Raw genomic sequence first — 19,758 nt, 5'->3', positions numbered from 1 at the left:
CGTGCGGCAAAGACTGGGAAAGGACCGACCCATGAGTTCACAGCTTCAGGCGCTCGCCGCAGCGCTGAAATCACGCCCGCTGAAGCAGCTTGCAGCAGCGAGGGCGGGCCGATCTGTCCTGACTGCAGCAGGCTGGAGCGCAGACCTGTCGCGCCATTTTCTTGATGAATCAGCAGAAGCTGCGTTGCTCGCGCATGGCAAGGCCACAGGCCTTGACGACGCCGCCGCCCGTCTTTTCAACGCCGACATCGTAAACCCGTCGGAAGGTCGCCCTGCTCTGCATTGGGCCCTGCGCGCTCAGGCGCCCCTGAGCGGCGAAGCAGAAACCGTGCGCCAGAGCGTCCTGCCAGCCCTCGAATTCGCAGCCAAAGTCCAGAGCGGTGAGGTGCAATGCATCGCTGGCACGCCGTACCGCACGGTGCTCCATATCGGCATCGGTGGATCCGATTTCGGCCCCCGCCTGATCGCCGATGCCTTTGCCGACCGCGCGACGCCCGGTATCGACCTGCGCTTCTGCGCCAACGTCGACCCCTGGGATCTTGACCGTGCGCTGAACGGGATCGACCCGGCTACCACCCTTGTCGTCGGCGTCTCCAAATCCTTCGGAACAGAAGAAACCCTCTACAATCTGGGCCGGGCCCGCAGCTGGATGGAAGCCGAACTCGGCGAAGCGGCAGGCAACCAGTTCGCCCTTGTCACCGCCAATCCGGCCAAAGCGAAAGACTGGCTGGCTGGTGGCGACGCCTACCTGTTCGACATGCCGCTTTCGGTCGGCGGGCGGTTCTCGCTCTGGTCGGCCGCCTCGCTCGCCTGCATGATCTACCTGCAGGATGGGACTTTCCAGTCGATCCTGGAAGGCGCTTCCATGATGGACGACCATGTCCGCAATACGCCGCTCGAATCGAACATGGCCATGCGCCTTGCGCTGCTCGACTTCTGGAATACTTCGATTGTCGGGCAGAAGATGCGGGTGCAGCTTGCCTATGCAAACCGCCTCCGCATGCTGCCAACCTATCTCCAGCAGCTGGAAATGGAGTCAAACGGCAAGAGCGTCGGGCCAGACGGAAAACCGGTGCCTTATGCGACGGCGCCCGCCCTCTGGGGCGGCGAGGGCTCGGTCGGCCAGCACTCCTATCACCAATGGCTGCACCAGGGGTCGCAGGACGTGCCCTGCGAGTTTATCCTCGCACCCGATCTTGGCCGCGATGCGGAGGGCATCATCGCGCTGACCTCGCACGCGCTGGCCCAGGCTGAAGTGCTGGCCAATGGCCGTTCGCTGGACGAAGTGAAGCGAGAAGAGCCCGACCTGGCCGACGCGGTCGCCCAGCAGAAAGTGCATGCCGGCGGGCGTGCCTCGACGTTCATGTATCACAAGGATTTCGGCCCGGAGGCGTTCGGTAGCCTCGTCTCGCTGTTCGAGCACCGGACCTATTTCGCCGGCCACCTCTGGGGCCTCAATCCGTTCGACCAGTGGGGTGTCGAGCGCGGCAAGACAATGGCCGGCCGCCTCAAAGGCGCAATCCAGGGCAATTCGGCCGCAGAAGACCCGGTTACAGCAGCGCTCCTGCGCGAGCTGGGCTGAGCTGATGGCGGCGGCGCGCATTCTCAGCGAAGTCTGTGTCGCGGAAACGCGCGAAGTCGCCCTTGACGAAAATGACCGCCCCATCGCCGTCAGGCTGACGCGCCTGACGGAGGAACGGCCCCAGCAAATCGGCGAACGCTTTACGGGAAAGCTCCGGTCGATTTCGCCGACCCAGGGCGGCGGCTTCGTGCAGCTGGACAAGCAGGCCGGCGATGTTTTTCTTCGCCTGCAGGACAGCCAAGGCCTGACCGAAGGCCAGACACTGGAGGTTCGCGTCGTGGCGGAGCCTCGCGAAGGCAGCAAACTCGCGCGGGTCGTCCTCGCTGACCGAACTTCCGATGTCCGCAATCTGGACCCCTGGGGGACGGCAAAGGTGGAGCGTGTCGACCCCGGCAACGCCATCGTCGCCCATGCCTTCGACATGGTTTTGACCCCCACGGTGCCGCTTGCGGGTGGCGGAACCCTCACAATTGACCGGACCCGCGCACTCATTGCCGCCGACATCGACACCGCCGGACGCACAGATGCCGGCCGCGCCGCAAACCGCGCGCTCAAGGCGAACCTCGATGCGGCCGGCGAACTTGCCCGTCAGATCCGTCTCAGAAATCTCGGAGGCCTGATTGTTCTCGACTGCGTCGGCCCCATCAATCGCGATGCCGGCAAACAGGTACGGGAGCGGTTCCTTGCGGTGTTCCGGCAAATTTCCGATCAGCAGGTCAGGGCGCTGGCACCCTCCGAACTCGGCCTGATGGAGGCGTCGATCGAATGGGCGGAAACGCCGATCGCGGAGCGCCTTCTGGGCCATTCGGGCGGAAAGGCATCGCGCGCGGTCTGCTTTGACGGGTTCCGACGGCTGGAACAGGAAGCTCGTGCGCGGCCGATGGAGCGATTGTGCCTCGATCTTCCAGGCCACGCGCACGCCTGGCTGGAAAGCAACGGGGCACCGCTCCGGCTGGCGATCGCAGCAAAATACGGTGAACGCTTCACTTATGACTCGACAAATCCGCCAACCCCTTCTGTTTATTCAATTCAATGAGCCAGCCCCTGCCCCCCGAGAATCGTCAGCCCAAGTGCGCCCAATGCAACAAGAAGCCGGTATCCGCTGAATACCGTCCCTTCTGCTCGAAACGCTGCGCGGATGTGGACCTCGGAAAATGGCTGAACGAGGGCTATTCCATCCCCGGATCGCCCGAAGAAGACAGTAACAGCGACCTCTCCGGCGATCGCGGCGGAGAGATGGCAGCAGATGACTGAAATCGGAATGGACAAGCCCGCGGGGCTTCGTTAGATAGCGCCCTTCCCCATGGCCCGCCCGGGTAGCTCAGGGGTAGAGCAGCGGATTGAAAATCCGCGTGTCGGTGGTTCGATTCCGCCCCCGGGCACCATATGGCTGGCTCAGTTCCCTGAAAATACAGTGATTCCAAGGTGTTTCGCATCCAAACCGATACACCAATGATACACCAGACCACAAACTGGCAGGCCGCAGCCTGGCGTCTCGACGCCTTCAATGAGGTGCGCGGGCCGCTGCTTATGCAGGAATCGCCGCCGTCCTCTAACTGGCCATGAGCATTCTCAAGACCACCGTTGAAAAGCTCGATGACTTCAGACGATTGTGCTGATGCCGACGTTGGTCCGACCGTCATGCGACTTTTCGGGTTGGCTCGAGTAGGTCCGCAAAGGCGCTTGGCGTCGAATTGACGAGAGCCAAATGCGGCCGGTTTGCGTTGTGCTCTCCTTGCCACTCATTCAGGCGGGTCCGGGCATCCCCCTTTGACAGGATTGAGGCGGCATTCCCGACCTTCTATTCCAGCGCATGGGACAATCTTCAGCGCGCCCGCCTTACCTCAACAACGGCGAAGGCTGGCGGCTGAGGCGCGTCACGCCGCCTCGCTCGATCCGGGCGAACGCTCCGCTGACACATCAAGCACACCGGGCGTGTCCCAATCCCCTTCCGGCCGAATGATCTGGTAGGGGTCTGCGTCGAAAGTCAGGACATCGGGATGTTCGGGAATGAATATCTCGATTTCCCGGTACTCATAATCGGAAAACCAGAAAGGCGCCCGTCCTGGCACCAGGCGGCACTTGAAGGTTCGCGACCAGACCGGCCAGAGCCGTGCCTGAATCTGACCGATCATGCGCCGGTAGCCTTTCCGCGCCACGACTTCGAAAGCCTCTGCCAGCAGCACGCGCAGGCCAGGCCGCCCGCGCTCGGAAGGAAGCAAGGCAATCCGCTCCAGCTTCGCGAACTCCGCGAACCATCGAATTCGCAACGTGCCTACCGGGCGCCCCTGATCGAACAGAAGGAAATGCGTGGCACAAAGATCGTTGCCGTCAAACTCCTCTTCATACGGACAGGCTTGTTCCGCCATGAAGACCGCGGCCCGCACGGACGCCGCCATGAGGAAGTCTTCCAGTGTCCGCGATGGCCGTGCGGAGTAGCGGGTCCATGCCTCGTCCGGCACTGGACGGCGGAGCGCTGCGAGACCGGTCTGCGGCCGTGTCATCAGGCCGCCTCCGAGCCCGAGACCGCCGGCTCCTGCACACAAAGGTCCGGCAATCCGCCCTCCAGAGGCTGGAATCCCAGCGAAGCCATGGACCGTTTGCCGTCTTCGGTCGCGCCGCGCGCAAACGCCGGCACCGGCGCGAAGAACTCCATCCGCATGAGCGCGGCTGCGGTCATCACCGCCCGGCGCGCCTCCTTCGTCGCGCCGGCATAGACGCCGATATAGACACCCGCGACATCCTTGCCCTGCCAGGCGAGGTGCGCCGGATCCGGGTGAGCCGGCACATAAGTCCCGTTCCGCACTGCCTGCTCGCCGCTCGCAGACAAGGGCAGAGTCAGAAAGACGCCGTCCACCGGGTTGCCCCGCACCCACGCTGTCATGCCGGTGACCACGTCCATTCGCATGACATCTTCAGCTGTCGCGATCTTTGACCCCATCAACTCTTCCGCCAGCGCCACACCGGCAGCGACGTCTGCAAATCCGGCCCTGCGGAACCCGAACTCCGCCGCGCGAGTGGCCACCCGCGCAATGTCAACGCGAATTGTGGATATTTCTCTAGTTCTCGTTGCATTCATTCCGACTCTCCCATACACCTCGAAGTTGAGGTTTTTCAGGTTTCGCGGGGATTGGCTTCTCGCGTGGATGAAAGGGGGCGTTTCACCCCTGCAAGGTGGGCGGCGGCATGCAGGTCGAAGGCTTTGAGTGGGACAAGCTCCGCGTTTTCCGCGCTGTGGCCCAGACGGGCAGCATGAGCGCCGCCGCAACGCGCCTCGGCGGATCGGTGCCCACCATCAGCCGCCGCATGGCCGACCTGGAGGCGGACCTCAACACACAGCTTTTCCACCGCTCGACGCGTGGCATCGAGCTGACCGATGCCGGCCGAATCCTGCTGCGGCACGCCGACGTCATGGCCGATGTGGTCGACGCGGTTCTGCTTGATGTGGCCAACCGCGAGAGCACCGATGCCGGGGTGGTGCGGCTCGAAGCGGAGGAGTCCCTGCTTGCGCTCTGGATCGTCCCGAAGCTTGCAGCCTTTCTCAAGGCGCATCCGGACATCGACCTGAGGGCCAGCGCCTGGACACCCCCTTCGCCGGAACAGGCGAGCCTTGCCGACATCTTCGTCACGCTCGACCGGCCCGTCCAGGCGGACCTCATCACGCGCCGCCTCGGCAAGCTGCATTACGCGATCTATGCGTCGCCCTCGCACCCGGCCGCGGCAGGTGGCATGTCCAAACTCGCGACGATCTTTTCGACGCGCTGCCTGTTCTACCGCCCGCATGCAGACCGGATCGCCGCGACACTCCAGCCTTCGGAAGCACTCAGGCAATTTTCCGAACGCTCGCCCGCCACCAACAGCCTTGCAGCTGCCATCGCCGAGTGCCGGGCCGGCGCCTCCCTTTGCGCAATGCCCACCATCGTCGAATCCACGTGCACGGACATACAGCGCATCTGCCTGCTGCCAGAGGTGCGCGCGGATGTGTGGCTGTCCTTTCCCGAGCGCACGCGGCGCCTTGCGCGCGGCACAACCGTGCTGGACTGGACGCGCGCCCTGCTAGACGCGGACGACCACGCCTGCTTCCGGCAAAATCCCGTTCAGGCGACGCGCGCCGATGCCCCTTCCCTGGTGCGCCGTCAGGCGTAACGCTCAGGCCGCGACAAACCCCTGCAACTCGGCCGCAGTCTGGCGCGCCTGCTCCGGGCTGCCGAACAATTGCCGGTTCACGCCGATCCGCTTGAACCAGTAATGCAGGCCCAGAAGATCGGTGAAGCCCATGCCGCCATGCACTTCCGTTGCCGTCTTGGCGATGAAACTCCCCACTTCCGCGAGGTGCGCCTTGGCAAGATGCGCCATGACCGGACCTTCGGGATCGCCTGTGTCCATCGCATAGGCCGCATGCCAGACGAGCGCCCGAGCCGGCTCCAGCTTCGCCGCCATTTCCGCGCACATATGCTTGACCGCCTGGAACGAACCGATGAGGCGCCCGAACTGCTTGCGCTCGTTTGCATACACGACCGCCTTGTGGAGCATCGCCTGCGCTGCCCCCAGCGTGTCCGCCGCAACCAGCAGGCGCGCCACTTCCAGCACGCCGGCATTGCCGGGCGTCTTCATCTCGCTCATCAGGCCAGAGAAAGTCACCTCATGGAACATCCGCGTCCGGTCGATCGTCCGCATGGGCGTTGCCGCCCAATCGTCAACGACGTGGAAGCCGCCGGACATGTCCGCCACCAGCAGGTGCGTCGCCCCGGCCGGCACATCCGCCAACAAGGATTTTCCTGTCAGCTGGCCCGCAACCTCGGTCACACCGGCGCCATCGCGCCGCGACGCAAGCTCCGTGATCGCAAGACCGAACGCCATTTCGCCGGATGCGATCCCTTCGGCATATTCAGAGCCGGCCTGGCTGAACAAATGGCTCGCCACCACCGCCGCCATGAAGCCGGAAGGGGCCACCGCATAGCCAAGCGCCTCCTGCACGAGGCAAGCCTCCAGCAGGCCGAGGCCGGACCCGCCCAGCGTTTCCGGCACATGGAGCCCCATAAGACCCATTTCCGAAAGGCCACCGGCGAATCCTTCTGCCGCCGCAGCATCGCCATCGGCGATCTTCCGGATCGTCTCCAAAGGTGCTGTGTCCTTCAGGAAAGACACGACCGCATCCTGAAGCATGCGCTGCTCTTCGGAGAGTGCAAATTCCATCGCCTTACACCTTTGCCGGTTTGGGTTCGCGCGGCATGCCAAGGCCGCGTTCGGAGATGATGTTCTTCTGGATCTGCGCCGTGCCGCCGCCGATAATCAGGCCGAGATCGTACATGTAGCGCCACTGCCAGGAGCCATCCGCCCTCAGATGATCCCCCTCGCCATAAAGGATGCCAAGTTCCCCCAGCGCATCGATCGCAAGGCCCGCGATCTGGTAATTCAGCTCGCACCCCATCAGCTTGATGATCAGCCCCGCCAGACCGGCGCTCTCCTTCTTCAGGCTCGCTGTCATCACTCGCAGGCCATTCGCCTGCATGGCATAGACCTCCGCCTGCAGCTTCATCAGCCGGTCGCGCAGCAGCGGATTGTCGATGAGCCGCTCGCCATTCAGCGTTTCGGCCTTCATCAGTTCGACCAGCTCCAGGAACCGCGCCTTGGTCGCGTTCGGGTCGCCCAGCATGCCGCGTTCATGCGTCAGCGTCGCGTTCGCCACCTGCCAGCCCTTGTTCTTCTCGAACACAATGCCGCTCTGCGGGACGCGCACGTCAGTGAAGAAAACTTCGTTGAAGTTCGCATTCTCGGTCATGTCGACCAGCGGGCGCACTTCGATGCCCGGCGTGTCCATGGAGAACAGGAGATAGGAAATGCCATCATGCTTCTTCGCGTCAGGGTCCGTCCGCACAAGGCAGAAAATCATGTCCGCCTGTTTCGCGGTCGAAGTCCATATCTTCTGGCCGTTGATAACGAACTCGTCGCCGTCTTCAACGGCCGCCGTGCGAAGGGAGGCAAGATCGGAACCGGCCCCCGGTTCGGAATAACCCTGGCACCAGATCATCTCGCCATGCAGCGTCGGGCGTATATAGGCGGCCTTCTGCTCCGGCGTGCCGAGCTCCAGCAGGGTCGGCACCAGCATGGAAATACCTTGCCCCGCCAGCGGCCGCGGTACGCCGGTGCGCGCAAACTCTTCCGCAATGATGCGCGATTTCAGAAGGTCCGGCGCGGCACCATACCCGCCATACTCCTTCGGGATCGTCCGGGCGGTCAGGCCGTGTTCGATCAGGAATTTCTGCCAGGCAAGGCGCTTCGGGTGCTTGTACCCCTTGTCGTCAGGTCCGGGCGCGAGGTGGGCATTCTCCGTCAGGATGCGGTTCACGTCCTGCCGGAAGGCTTCATAGTCTGGGCTGAGATCGAGTTTCATGGGGCAAGTGTGAATCGGCTTCCCCTAGGTCCGGCAAGAGGGATCAGAATCCGCCGCCCGTCTTGAAGCCGCCTCCCCCGCGCCGGCCGCCGCCGCCGCCCCTGCTGCCACCGCCGCCGCTTGGGAAATTGATCCGCGGGCTGCGCCGTGTCGTGCCGGACCGGCTGGTCGGGAAGCTGATACCGCCGCCGCGTGAGCCGCCGCTGCGGCCCGCTTCCTTCGCGATCTCCCAGATCACATCGCCTAGCACCGGCGGCAGGCCAATCGTCTGCGACCGGCGCGTCCCGCCAAAGCCCGGTTCCGCCTGCGGCTCGATCCGCCGCACGGCGCGGGAAATATAGTCGAATGCCCGGTCAGACCCGATACGGCCCGAGACGACGCCCGACAGGGCCTCATCCACTGCGGCTGACGCCACCACCGTGTACGCGCTGTCCAGCCGCGCAGCCTTGAACCGGCGGCGCAGGTCTTCCAGCTTGGTAAGATCCCCGCGCAGGCGTTCCGGCAAGCCGGAAAGCCGCTCCGTCTCCAGTTCGAGGGACATCTCCTCCGTGCGTAACTTGACCAGCGCATCGACGATGCGGTCGTCGCGCAGGTCGATGGTTTCTGCCGCGAGGGTACGCAGATCCTGGAAGCTCTCCTTCCTCAACCCGTTTTCGAGCAGGCGCAACGCCTCGCGCGCCGGGCCGGCTTCCTCTTCCAGCGCAGCGGCATGCCGGGCAGCAATCTCGCCGTGCTCCGCCTCGGCGGCATCTATCGCCTGGTCCGCTGCGCGGATACTGGCGAGCAATTCGTCAGCTTTTGCGCGCAAGGCGTTGGCACCCGCGTTTTCCAGTGCATCTTCCTCCGCATCTTCCAGCGCTTGCAGCGCTGCCGCGGCCTTTTCGTCCTGCTCCTTCGCGTGCTCCTCCAGCCATTCCGGCAGCTGGCTGAGGCGCTGGAAGTTCATCCAGGCATTGTCATACTTCACGATACTCGCGACCCAGCCATCCATGAACCGGATGAAAGGTCCGGCCTTGTACTCCGGCGTGCGGAACTTCCGCTTCCAGAGATAGGAGAACAGCTTATCCTCCTTGTACGGCTTACCCTTCTCTTCAAGGTCGGCCTGCGCCACGCCCAGCTTCTGGTGCGCCCGCGCGGCCACCGCTGCAGCCGTCTCGCTCACCTCCGCAAGCGCCATATAGGCAGCATCCGCCTTCAGCATGGCCTCGACTTCGGCAACCCTGGACTCATAGGCCTCCACGGCGGCCTGATGTTCTGCCGCGAGACCGGCGCGCTTGTCTTCCAGTTCCTTGATTTTGCGGGCGGCCGCGTCCAGCGCCTCACCTTCCCGCTTCACATAGTCGGCATGTTCATCCAGCAGCTTGCGCGCCTGGCTGTGCAGCCCATCGAGGCGCCCCTGCGCTACGCCATCGGCCACCACATCCAGCCGGATTTCGGCAAGCTCCTTGTAATGCGCCACCTGCGCCCCGCGTACTTCAGCTGCGCGCGCCGTTGCCGAATCCGCCGACGAAATCGCATCGGCCACCATGCGCCGCATGTCGGCAATCGACATGTCGATCCGCGACAGTGCTTCCAACCCCGGAATGTTCCGCTTGCCTACCATTCGAGGATCGCGCCTCCCGGCGTTTCGACGGAATAGGCGGGCCGCAATACACCGGACGCCTTCGAGCCGATCACATCGTTCTGGATGATCTGATCATCGCCCTTGTCGGCTGCCACGCGGTAGAAGTCGTCTTCCGAAACGCGCTGACCCCACTTTTTCGTGCGCTTGACCGTCTGGTCCTCCTCGCTCGTCACGGGCACTTCCAGCACCCGGCCGGCCGCATCCACAGCCTCGACGATGAGATAATAATTCCGCGTCTGCGGCGCATCATCCGGAATACGGAACACGCCCGACCGCGGCTCTCCCGGCCCATAGACCACCCGCACCTCATAGCTTACGGCGAGGTCTCCCTGCAGCGTCTTCAGGCTTGCAAGTGCCGCGCGGGCCGGTGCCGCCTCGCCATCGCGCGTTGCGGCCATGCCATCCTGGTAATAGGTCTCCGCCAGCCGGTCGGCCTCGGCATCCTCGGTCGACGCCTGCACCTCGTCGCGCAGCGCGGCGAGTTCACCGGGGATCGTCTGTGTCAGTTCGATCCGCTGGGCCTCCACGCGCGCCTTCGCCGGTTGCACCACGCCGAACTCATACGCGCCCCAGCCGAAGCCCAGCGCAACCACCGCAGCCCCCAGCGGCTTCAGCCACCGGTCGCGCGAGATGTAGATGCCCGCCAGACGCGTCTGCAGCGACGGCTTCGGCGGCTCGTAATTGAACCGCCGCTCCTCCAGCGCCTGCACGCCCTGCTTCAGCACAGCCTCCGGCACATCGATGCCCTGCGCAGCATAGATTTCCTTCAGCCGGCGGATGAGGTCTTCCTCCCGGCCGTCGGCATCCAGCTCCTTCATCAGCACGGCATCGCGGTGGCGCAGCGTATCCACCACGTCCATCGCAATCAGCACTTCATCGAGGCTTCGGCCTTTGGCCGGCACCAGAGGAACGTCGGTCTCAGCCAAGCGGTCAGCTCCGCGGCAGCAGCGCCAGCTGCGAGCCTTCCTGGATCAGCTGCGTCAGGCGGCGCTTGCCGTCTTCCACCGCCTCGCGGATCTCCTCGGAATTCTTGGTCGACAGCTTGCGCATCTCGGCGATGATTTCCTGGCTGCGCTCCTGGTACTTCACAACGCTGTCGACGAGCATCTTCACCGACGCCGCCGATACGGTCGGGCCATAGCCGGCCTTTGTCGCCGCTTCTTGAATCTCGCCGCCGACTTCCGCCAGCACTTCCAGCGACTGGTTCACGCCCTTCTTCATGGCTTCCAGCGTCTGCGTTGACTCATGCAGGCCATGCATGCCCGTGAAGCTCGCCGTCAGCGCCGTCAGCACGACTTCATTGGTCGAGAAAAAGCTGACCGACTGCGCATAGACCCGCTCCTTGGCGCTCGTCGTCTGCACCAGACGCGCCATGATCACTTCTGACGTATTATAGCCGATGGTGATGTTGTCCGAGAGATCTTTGGAAATCTGGTAGCGCTTTTCCTCATGCTGCAGCTCGCGCAGCCGCTCGTCGCGCGCCAACTCCAGCTTCGCGCGCTCGGCCGGATCTTCGCCGATATATCCGGCCACCTTCGCGACCGCCTCGTTCACCCTCCCGCGCGCCTTGTCCAGCACGCCTTCAGCCGTCTTCAGCACTTCCAGCGCCATCACTTCCGACTGCTTCAGCGCCCCGCGGAAATCGAGGTAAGCGTTGAGAATCTTGTGCTCCCGGTCGATCTGGTTGGCGGACTCGTCCTGCACTTCCAGGTACAGATCCTTAATCTTGCCGAAGCGCGAGGCGATGTCGCCGCGCGTCATCTTCATCCAGATATTGGAAACCCGCTCCATGGTCGAAATCTTGCCGTCGGCATACTGGTCCACCATGCTCTTGGCATCGTCGCGGATCGAGTTGAACGCGGTCGTGATCCCCTCATAGCGCTCGCCCACAGTCATGCCGGCCACCTGCTCGCGCACCACATCGTTGAACAGGCTCATCTGGTCCAGCGTGCGCGCAATCGCCGTGACCCGCGTCTCGTCGAGGTCGGTAATCTGCTCCAGCAGCGCCACGATCGGCGCGGCACCCGCCTTCGCATTCTTCTTGGGGCCGAGGCCCAGTTCCTTCAGGCCGCCCATCGCCCGGTCAAGGTATTGCAGGGCGGTCGGGCTGGTCGTCGTAACGGCGGTGGTTGTCTCTGCCATGATCCTCATGTCCCCTTGATCAACTCGGATGCGAACCGGCTTCGGTTGCGGTCACACTTAAACCCGCGATCCCCCTTGAAACAAGGCCAATCCAGCCCTTGCGCGGACGCAGCGTCAACGCGATTACCTCGTCCCAAACCAAGGGAGCGAAATAAAATGCCTGTCGAATATGAAAAGAAGGGTCACGTCGCGGTCATCACGATGAACCGTCCGGAAGCGCGCAACGCCATCAATGGCGAAATGGCCTCCACCATGGAAGCGGCGCTGGACCAGATGGAATCCGATCCGGAAGTCTGGGTCGGCATCCTCACCGCGGTCGGCAAGGCCTTCTGCGCCGGCGCGGACCTGAAAGAAATCTCCGCCGGCAACGGCGCCGCCCTCTCCACGAAGAAGGGCGGCTTTGCCGGCATCGCCCGCCGCGAGCGCACCAAGCCGCTGATCGCCGCCATCACCGGCTCCGCCCTCGCCGGCGGCACCGAAGTCGCGCTTTCCTGCGACATGATCATCTGCGCCGAGGACACCAATTTCGGCCTGCCTGAAGTGAAGCGCTCCCTCGTCGCCGGGGCCGGCGGCCTCTTCCGCCTGCCACGCGTCATCGGCAAGGCGATGGCCCTCGAAGTCATCCTCACCGGCGACCCGCTGCCCGCTAGCCGCGCCTACGAACTCGGCATGGTCAACAAGGTCGTGCCGGAAGCCGACGTGATGGCCGAAGCCGAAAAGCTCGCCGCCCGCATCACGGCCAACGCGCCGCTCGCCGTCGCCGCCAGCCGCTCGGTCGCCATCGAGGCCACCTCGAAGACGGACGACGAACTCTGGAAAGACAGCGGCAAGGCCTTCGCCTCGATCGTCGGCACCGAAGACTTCAAGGAAGGCCCCCGCGCCTTCATCGAAAAACGCGCCCCCGTCTGGAAGGGCAAGTAGGACTTGTTCAGCCTCTCACCATCGGCGCGGTGGGAGGCTCACGTCTATCGGCAGGCCCACGCACGCGCTTCCGCCAAACGGCAGCAATTCGCCGAGAGCGGTCATTGGCGCCCATGGTCTGCAGGGCGGGTTGAGCGAAGCGATACTCACCACTTTCCGCACTTCCCGCGAACCTGAATGGTGGGTATCGGCGTTGCCTCAACCGCCCCTACGCTCGCTACATCGCCTCACGAGCACGACGGGAAAGCCTCCAAGCGGAAGGCTAAATCATGTGCCCGCAACTGCGAGGGGCCGAAAATGTCAGGGGCTCTTCCACTGCGAAATGACATACCGCATCTCGCTGGCAAGCTGTTCACAGCCATTGTATTCCGCCTCTTCGGAAAGGTCCGACAGATGGCGCGCAATGTTCTCGGCGCCATACTCGAACATCGCTTCATCGCCGTCGTCCGCAAACTTAAGCCGGAGGTCAGTCATATCCTGCACCAGGCTGATGCCGCGGTCTTCAAGCCGCGTGCACCGGTACGGCAGGGCCTCCGCTCGAGCTTCGGCATTCGCTCGCGCCTCCGCTGCCTGTTTGGCCGCGTTGGCCTCGGCATCAGCCTTGGCCTTGCGAGCAGCCGCGAACTCGCTCGCCCAGGTGCGGTCGCACGAGGCCACCACCCCGGCCAGGGTTTCCTCCCCGGCTTTCAACGCATTGTCCAGACGGCTATGCTCTTGCAGGATAAGCTCATTGCGTACGGTGTCGTCCGGTTCTGGCTTCAGCCGGGCATATGCCTGTCCTGCGTAGATCGCTTGCTCCGAGGACAGCGCAGCGCGCTGAGTATCCGGATTCTCCTCATCGAGCTTATAGGCGATGGTGCAGGTCAAAGCGTTGCCCACCTTGAACTCTGCGGCAGCCAGAACATTGGCGCTCTCCGCGTCCACAAACCTGTCGGGCCGCAGGGTGCTTATCTTGGTCAGTTCATCCACCCACTCCACGTTGCAGGCAGCCACCTCATCACCTAACTGCGTATCGCCCCGCGCGATGGCGGACAGCAGAATCTTGTTCTGCTTCGATGCCTCCGCCATGAGGCCATCAAAGCCCGGGTCCCACAATCGCACGGCCGCGCCAAGCACATAGGTAGATGCGGAGCCCGCCCAGTCCTTCATGACAGGATCCGTGGTGTATCGCTGGGCCTGATCGTACACCTCGAAACATCGTGCTGCCGATGCGAGGCTGCTCTCAGCGTGGGCGGCGGGCATGACAAGAAGACAGCTCATAGCGCAGAGCACTGCTCCGATCAGGCGATGCATCGTCATGAAAAGCGCCTTTCCCGGCCGATAAGCCTTCGTAGCATTGGCGGGTGTAGTGCGACAAGCGACCTGCCGCTCCCAGGGCGATAGCCTCAAGTGCATCGACTTTGAACCTAAGCGGACGATGTCTCTTCGCGATAGTCGTCATTATATCGAAGCCTGTCGAGGCCAATCGCTGCAAACGCATCACTGGTACCGGGTTGCACAGGCACGCCCAAAAGCACCAGTGCCCCGTTTATCGTGCCCCTTTCTGCGCACACCGGCCCGTATACTATTTCGCCCTCTCTGAAGACGGCTGCGCCCTGAACTCCCACGCCGCCGAAGTAGTTGGTTTCGATGTAGGCAAACGCTGCAGATCTCGAGGCCTCGCGAAGCAAATCGACCAGGTTTTGGGTGAGATACTTGAACCCTCCCAGGGTGTTCCCTGTGTCCAGCCCAACCACGTCATCCAAATTCTCATCATCCAGAGGCAGGAATCCAAAATTCTCTCTCAGCGCAAAATGCGGCTGTCTGCTCAGCAAGCTGCCAAGCATTGCGAAGGTTTCACGGCTCGCAGCCAATCCGGTTATGTGGTGTCCCATAAGCCTTCCATAGCATGCGCGATGATCGACCGCTCACGGGATCAATCACTCCTGTCTCTCGCTCTCCTGAACGACCTGAATGGGCCAACCCCACCAGTTCGTCGGCCTGCTCCTGAAAGGCAGGGCCGATCCAATTCGGTCATTCACCGTGGCAGGAAAATCGCAAAATGCTTCCAACTTCACATGAGGCATTTCCCGGGGAGCAGGTCACAATTTCCACGATTTTCTGTTCGTTCAGGTACGGTGGACAACCTAGCCCCATGAGCCGTAACCGTCGGAGGGGTGCTGTCATGTGTGGACGGCCCCGGTTCTGCAAGAGTAAACTTTGAGGAATGTTGATCTGCGGGGATGCGGTCATGTGTCCGGCCTGTTGACGCGGTCTGTGACCGCTGGCCCTGATGAAGTCCGCTTCCGGGTTCCATTCAGACGATCGGGTTGAGATACCCTAACAGCACCGCGGAGTATCCCGGCAACGGCCCTATACTGATCATCATCACTTACATTCTGCCCTTGCAGTCTGGAGCGACAGCGTCCTGCCGTCGCAATTCGTATTTCCTATGCCATGATCGGCGCCCGGTAAGTTTGACCGCGTACCATGACCGCCCAAGCGATCCGGGCCGTCTTGTTGGCCATTGCAACTGTTGTCAGGCGTTTCGACTTATGCGTCAGGAGCGACCTGACCCATGCACCCGTCGCTGACGGATTTGTATCCGCTCTTCGGATGACAGATGTCGCCCCGATCACCAGAAGGCGCCTGAGGTAGCCATCCCCCATCTTCGAGATACGGCCGAGCCTCTCCTTGCCACCCGATGAGTTCTGCCTCGGTGTGAGGCCCAGGAAGGCCGCGAACTGCCGGCCCGACCGGAACACTGACGGGTCCGGCACGCTGGCCGCAAGCGCTGTTGCCGTGAGGATCCCGACACCGGGGATGGTCTCCAGCCTGCAGCTGACCTCATCTTGCCGATGCCAGGCAAGTAGTTGACGCTCCAGATCATGTATCTGCGTCCCGAGCGCATCGAGCTGCACACCGATCCCCAGAAGCGCTGTGCGAACGACATCAGGAAGGTCTTCATGTGCGCCCTCCCGCAGCTGAGCGATCAGTTCAAGGGCCTTGCTCGGTCCCTGAGGCGCGATGATACCAAACTCGGCTAAATGGCCTCTGACCGCATTGAGCAGCATGGTGCGCTGGCGCATCAGCAGATCCCTGGTCCGATGAAGAACGAGAACACCCTGTCGCTCCGCGCTTTTGACCGGCACGAACCGCATGGTCGGCCGGGTCACCGCTTCGCAGATCGCCTCGGCATCCGCCATGTCGTTCTTCTGGCGTTTAACATAGGGCTTCACATAGGCCGGCGGCATCAGCTTCACCTGGTACCCGAGGGCGGAGATCTCGCGGGCCCAGAAGTGCGCTGTCGCGCAAGCCTCCATGCCGACAAGGCAAGGCTCCAGCTTCCGGAATGTGTCAAGCACGGCGCTCCGGCGCAGCTTCTTGCGGAGGATGACATTGCCTGCTTCATCGACTCCGTGAAGCTGGAAAACAGACTTGGCAATATCAATCCCAATCGTGGTAATGGTCATGGTGGACGGCTCCTCTTCTTGTTGGTCCGATGACAGCACCAACATGGCACATTGCGATGCCGGTGGGAGGGGCCGTCCACCCCATCAGACGAGAGCGAACCCATCTCCCAATTTCGCGGATCAACAGATCTCACGCCGCTGTCAGACCCCGCCATATGCGAACTGCGGCGTCGCATCGTCGGTGCGACGCCTTTCCTTATTCCACCGGCTCCAGAAAGCCGTTCACGTCCAGCCAATGAATGAAGGCATCGAACCATTTATTGCTCGTACGGTCGGGATTGCCCAGACCGAAGCCGTGACCACCGTTCTGATACAGATGGAATTCCACCGGTATGCCCGCATCGAACCAGGACTTGATCACGCCGAATTCGCCGCCAAACAGGAAGTCATCGGACGCGATGGCAGAAAACATGGGCGGCGCGTCTTCCGGCACCTCGACCGGCCCCATGCCGCCATAGATCGGGGCGATGAAGGCAAGGTGGACCGTGTCGGAATTGAGCGTCGTATACATGGTGAGGCCTGCCCCGGCAGAGAAGCCGATCATGCCGATCCGTTTGGGGTCAACGCCCCATTCATCCTTGTTTTCGAGGATCATCGCGTAGGCGGCTTCAGCGTCTTCAAGCTGGTTGGTGAGATCCCAATGCGGCGGACCTGCGGACTTATCGTCATCGCTTCGGTTTGCGGCTTCGGCGAAGCGGCGGTCCATCTGCTCCTTGAAGCCGTCGAGCGTATCGGCGGTCGGCTGCAGGCGGTATTTCAGGACGAAGGCATTGATGCCCTTTTTCTGAAGCGCTTCGGCAACCTCCCAGCCTTCGTTGCCCATGGAAAGCCACATGAAGCCGCCGCCGGGCGCCACGATCACGCTGGCGCCGGTCGCCTTTTCCGGGTCCGCGAGGAAAGGCGTCAGTGTCGCAGTCGAGATGTTGCGCGCCATCGGGTCGCCCCATTGGCGGAACCAGGATTCCCCGGCCGTCTGGCCCTCGACACAACCGGTGTTGAGCGGGATTGCGTTCGGTTCATCCGGGACATCCATCGGATACATCGTACCGTCCTGCGCGATGGCCTGCAGGGGGGCAAGAAGCAGGACCGCAGCGGCGGCAAGAACAATTCGGATATTCATGGCACGCACCCTTTCGACAGGAACTATGGATTGGAGGAAAGACGAGGCGGAATGCTGATGCCTTCAGGTGTCTGGGCAACCATCTGGAGCGTGCCGTCCGCGTTATGATAGAGGTATTCCACGCGCACCGAGCGCCGGCCGATCGCCCCTTCGAGGCCATCAATGGATTGGGACGCATCGTGGTAGAAGAAATACCATTGCCCCTCGAACTCGACCGTACCGGGATGGATTGTGAAGCTGTTCTCCCCCGGGCCAGTCAGCATGCCCCGCAGCGTCCAGGGCCCGGTAATGGAGGGCGCCGTGGCGTAATGAATTTGCTCGTTGTCGCTGACGCTTCGATCGATGGCCGCGTACATCAGATAGTAGGTGCCGTCATGCTTGTGGATCCACGGGCCTTCCTCGTATGGCGCAAGATCGAGAGTCTGAATGGGGCCATCGAGTTCGATCATGTTGGGCGCAAGCTTCGCGTAATACAGGATCTGGTTTCCCCAATAGAGCCAGGCCGTGCCGTCGTCGTCCTGGAACACGGTCGGATCGATATCGTCCCAGGAGTGTGCGGCCATTTTCGTCATGCTGTTGCGGATAAGCGCTGAGCCGCGCGCATCGACGAAGGGACCGGTCGGACTGTCTGACACGGCGACGCCGATGGCCTTTCCGGGGTCGGTGCTGTCATGTTCGACGGTGGCATAAAGATAAAACCGCCCGTCCTTTTCTTCAACTTCCGACGCCCACGCATCGCGTGACGCCCAGGCGAAGTCGGTCGGCTTCATAACCGGTCCGTGAGCGGTCCAGTGACGCATGTCGTCTGAGGAGAAGACCAGCCATTCGGTAATATTGAACATTTGGTCCGTTCCGGCTTCGTCATGGCCCACATAGAGATAGACCCGCCCGTCATGGACCATGGGTGCCGGGTCTGCGGTGAACACTTCCGAGAAGAGCGGGTTGGAACCGGGCAGCCCGTGTGAGGACGATTCCGGCATGCCCTGCGATGTACACGCGGTGAGGAGGCCTGCGGCTATGCAGGAAATCCACGAAGATCGAGTGAAAGACATGGCAGGTCACTCCGCTTCGGTTAGGACGACGACTGAGTGTGGCGGCAAAGTCACCAGGCCACGCTCCGCCTTGAAAAGCTTCGGCACCACGGCTTCGGGGTCCTCAAACGTGTTATGTGAGTCCATGGCGTCAGCAGTCAGTATACGCCCTGTGAAGCCGCTCGCCCCGATACCGCTGAGATCAACTGCGTGCGACCCCTTGGGGTCCGAATTGACGAGCGCGACCACGAGTTGTCCTTCTGGCGTCAGCGCCGCTGAGATACTGATGGCCGGGATGATGTCCTCGCCCAGAATGTAGTCCGGCGCGTCATAACGCACCGGCAAGGCCGTTGCGCCCTGGAAGAGTTTGTACATCTCGAACACATGATAGGTCGGCGTCAGGACCATGTCCGGCCCATCCGTCAGGATCATCGCCTGCAGCACATTCACCATCTGGGCGATGTTGGTCATCTTCACCCGATCGGCGTGCTTGTGGAAAATGTTGAAACTGAGCGCGGCCACGACAGCATCACGCATTGAGTTCTGCTGGTAGAGTGCCGGTGTTTCCTCCCCTTCCGGGTCGTACCATGTGCCCCACTCATCGACGTAAAGGCCAAAGTCATCGCTGAGATTTTCATGCGACTCGAACATGGCAATCTGGTCTTCAATCACGTCCTCGATGCGAAGCGCCCGCGACAGGGTGGAAATCCACTCTTCCTCGGGAAAACCCAATGCCGCGCCCTTTGCACCCCAGTCGCCGGTCGGCAGCGAATAAACGTGCACGGAAATGCCCTCGGCGAGCCCGGCGATATACGGATGATCCAGCAAGGTATCGGAGTATTCGATATTTGCGTCATGCGATCCGGAAATTATGCGCTCCGGTTGCTTGCCTTCCGTCTTGGCGAAGCTCGCATACAGAGAATACATGTCGGCATAGTATTCCGGCGTAATATGTCCGCCGCAGCCCCAGGTCTCATTGCCGATCGCAAGATAGTCGACCGTCCAGGGCGCGTCGCGACCATTGGCGCGGCGCTCCCTGGCGCGATCACCGGTTGTGGCGGTGATGTATTCCAGCCAGTCAGCGGCATCTTTCGGCGTGCCGGTGCCAAGATTGATGTTGAGATATGTCTTGGCACCGAGCCGTTCTGCGAGATTGAAAAATTCATGCGTCCCAAAAGTATTGGGCTCTATGGTACCGCCCCATGCCGCATTGGTGCGCTCCGCGCGCTCGCCAATGCCATCTCGCCACTGATAACGATCAGAGTAGCAACCGCCCGGCCAGCGGATAACGGGGATATCGAGGGCATCAAGCGCTGCAAACACGTCATTTCTAATTCCATCCGTATTCGGAATGGCGCTGTCCTCGCCGACCCAGATACTGCCATAGGGCTGGGCACCCAGATGTTCGAGAAACTGGCCATAGACCTCCGGCTCGATCGTTCCGATGGGGGAAGACCGGTCCACCGCGACCTGTGTCTGCGCCTCCACCGTG

At 62.4% G+C, this 19,758-nt stretch carries 18 protein-coding genes and 1 tRNA gene; 6 read left to right on the top strand and 13 right to left on the bottom strand.

Translation table 11 applies throughout. From position 1 onward, the window contains the following. The first annotated feature begins 31 nt into the window (after window positions 1-31). The 4 genes from R3C13_RS13085 (at window position 32) to R3C13_RS13070 (ending at window position 2,967) form a co-directional block, all read left to right on the top strand. On the top strand, window positions 32-1,582 hold the full coding sequence (locus tag R3C13_RS13085) for a glucose-6-phosphate isomerase (protein ID WP_371311274.1): 1,551 nt from the start codon (window positions 32-34) through the stop codon (window positions 1,580-1,582). Window positions 1,583-1,586: 4 nt separating this feature from the next. Next, the gene (locus tag R3C13_RS13080) at window positions 1,587-2,618 is read left to right on the top strand and encodes a ribonuclease E/G (RefSeq protein WP_371311273.1); all 1,032 of its coding nucleotides are present in this window, start codon (window positions 1,587-1,589) and stop codon (window positions 2,616-2,618) included. Further along, entirely contained in the window at window positions 2,615-2,836 is a 222-nt protein-coding gene (locus R3C13_RS13075) for a DNA gyrase inhibitor YacG (protein ID WP_371311272.1), read from the top strand. The genes R3C13_RS13080 and R3C13_RS13075 overlap by 4 nt, the downstream gene beginning before the upstream one ends. 56 nt (window positions 2,837-2,892) lie before the next feature. Further along, window positions 2,893-2,967 (top strand) — tRNA-Phe (locus tag R3C13_RS13070). Window positions 2,968-3,459: 492 nt separating this feature from the next. Here the strand turns inward: R3C13_RS13070 and R3C13_RS13065 are convergent. Both R3C13_RS13065 and R3C13_RS13060 read right to left on the bottom strand, forming a co-directional pair. Then, window positions 3,460-4,086 carry a GNAT family N-acetyltransferase gene (locus R3C13_RS13065; RefSeq protein ID WP_371311271.1) on the bottom strand — a complete coding sequence of 209 codons (627 nt, stop codon included), beginning with the start codon at window positions 4,084-4,086 and terminating at the stop codon, window positions 3,460-3,462. Beyond that, window positions 4,086-4,607: a hypothetical protein gene (locus R3C13_RS13060; RefSeq protein ID WP_371311270.1), complete on the bottom strand. Its 522-nt coding sequence runs from the start codon at window positions 4,605-4,607 to the stop codon at window positions 4,086-4,088. The genes R3C13_RS13065 and R3C13_RS13060 overlap by 1 nt, the downstream gene beginning before the upstream one ends. Window positions 4,608-4,768: 161 nt before the next feature. Between R3C13_RS13060 and R3C13_RS13055 the strand changes: the two genes are divergently transcribed. Beyond that, window positions 4,769-5,728: a LysR family transcriptional regulator gene (locus tag R3C13_RS13055; RefSeq protein ID WP_371311269.1), complete on the top strand. Its 960-nt coding sequence runs from the start codon at window positions 4,769-4,771 to the stop codon at window positions 5,726-5,728. Window positions 5,729-5,731: 3 nt separating this feature from the next. On the opposite strand, the gene R3C13_RS13050 is transcribed toward R3C13_RS13055, so the two are convergent. Genes R3C13_RS13050 through R3C13_RS13030 form a run of 5 tightly spaced genes read right to left on the bottom strand, consistent with a single transcriptional unit; the run spans window position 5,732 to window position 11,742 of the window. After that, window positions 5,732-6,778, bottom strand: a complete 1,047-nt coding sequence (locus R3C13_RS13050; RefSeq protein WP_371311268.1) for an acyl-CoA dehydrogenase family protein — start codon at window positions 6,776-6,778, stop codon at window positions 5,732-5,734. A gap of 4 nt (window positions 6,779-6,782) precedes the next feature. Beyond that, the gene (locus R3C13_RS13045; RefSeq protein ID WP_371311267.1) at window positions 6,783-7,976 is read right to left on the bottom strand and encodes an acyl-CoA dehydrogenase family protein; all 1,194 of its coding nucleotides are present in this window, start codon (window positions 7,974-7,976) and stop codon (window positions 6,783-6,785) included. A gap of 43 nt (window positions 7,977-8,019) precedes the next feature. Next, window positions 8,020-9,579: a hypothetical protein gene (locus R3C13_RS13040; RefSeq protein WP_371311266.1), complete on the bottom strand. Its 1,560-nt coding sequence runs from the start codon at window positions 9,577-9,579 to the stop codon at window positions 8,020-8,022. Further along, window positions 9,573-10,526, bottom strand: a complete 954-nt coding sequence (locus R3C13_RS13035; protein ID WP_371311265.1) for a DUF6384 family protein — start codon at window positions 10,524-10,526, stop codon at window positions 9,573-9,575. Before R3C13_RS13035 ends, R3C13_RS13040 begins: the two co-directional genes overlap by 7 nt. A 4-nt stretch (window positions 10,527-10,530) precedes the next feature. Continuing rightward, complete coding sequence (locus tag R3C13_RS13030) at window positions 10,531-11,742, bottom strand: cell surface protein (RefSeq protein ID WP_371311264.1); 1,212 nt, start codon at window positions 11,740-11,742, stop codon at window positions 10,531-10,533. 156 nt (window positions 11,743-11,898) lie between these two features. Here R3C13_RS13030 and R3C13_RS13025 point away from each other — a divergent pair, with 156 nt between their 5' ends. Continuing rightward, the gene (locus R3C13_RS13025) at window positions 11,899-12,663 is read left to right on the top strand and encodes a crotonase/enoyl-CoA hydratase family protein (RefSeq protein ID WP_371311263.1); all 765 of its coding nucleotides are present in this window, start codon (window positions 11,899-11,901) and stop codon (window positions 12,661-12,663) included. Between the two features lie 300 nt (window positions 12,664-12,963). Here R3C13_RS13025 and R3C13_RS13020 read toward each other — a convergent pair whose 3' ends face one another. From R3C13_RS13020 to R3C13_RS12995, 6 genes are all read right to left on the bottom strand, one after another. Beyond that, entirely contained in the window at window positions 12,964-13,962 is a 999-nt protein-coding gene (locus R3C13_RS13020) for a hypothetical protein (RefSeq protein WP_371311262.1), read from the bottom strand. A gap of 107 nt (window positions 13,963-14,069) precedes the next feature. Next, complete coding sequence (locus R3C13_RS13015; RefSeq protein WP_371311261.1) at window positions 14,070-14,537, bottom strand: hypothetical protein; 468 nt, start codon at window positions 14,535-14,537, stop codon at window positions 14,070-14,072. A 555-nt stretch (window positions 14,538-15,092) separates the two neighbouring features. Beyond that, window positions 15,093-16,115, bottom strand: a complete 1,023-nt coding sequence (locus R3C13_RS13010) for an IS110 family transposase (RefSeq protein ID WP_371311260.1) — start codon at window positions 16,113-16,115, stop codon at window positions 15,093-15,095. Window positions 16,116-16,311: 196 nt separating this feature from the next. Next, window positions 16,312-17,235, bottom strand: coding sequence for an alpha/beta hydrolase (locus R3C13_RS13005; protein WP_371311259.1), 924 nt, complete (start codon window positions 17,233-17,235; stop codon window positions 16,312-16,314). Between the two features lie 23 nt (window positions 17,236-17,258). Further along, window positions 17,259-18,287 (bottom strand): glycoside hydrolase family 43 protein, encoded by a 1,029-nt coding sequence (locus R3C13_RS13000; protein ID WP_371311258.1) that lies wholly within the window; start codon window positions 18,285-18,287, stop codon window positions 17,259-17,261. Window positions 18,288-18,293: 6 nt separating this feature from the next. Next, the gene (locus tag R3C13_RS12995) at window positions 18,294-19,754 is read right to left on the bottom strand and encodes an alpha-N-arabinofuranosidase (protein WP_371311257.1); all 1,461 of its coding nucleotides are present in this window, start codon (window positions 19,752-19,754) and stop codon (window positions 18,294-18,296) included. Window positions 19,755-19,758: the final 4 nt, after the last annotated feature.

This window comes from Hyphomonas sp., from assembly GCF_041398385.1.
In the GTDB taxonomy this organism is placed as follows: domain Bacteria; phylum Pseudomonadota; class Alphaproteobacteria; order Caulobacterales; family Hyphomonadaceae; genus Hyphomonas.
The sequence above is the reverse complement of the archived record's forward strand: the minus strand, read 5'-3'. Positions and strand labels throughout refer to the sequence as shown.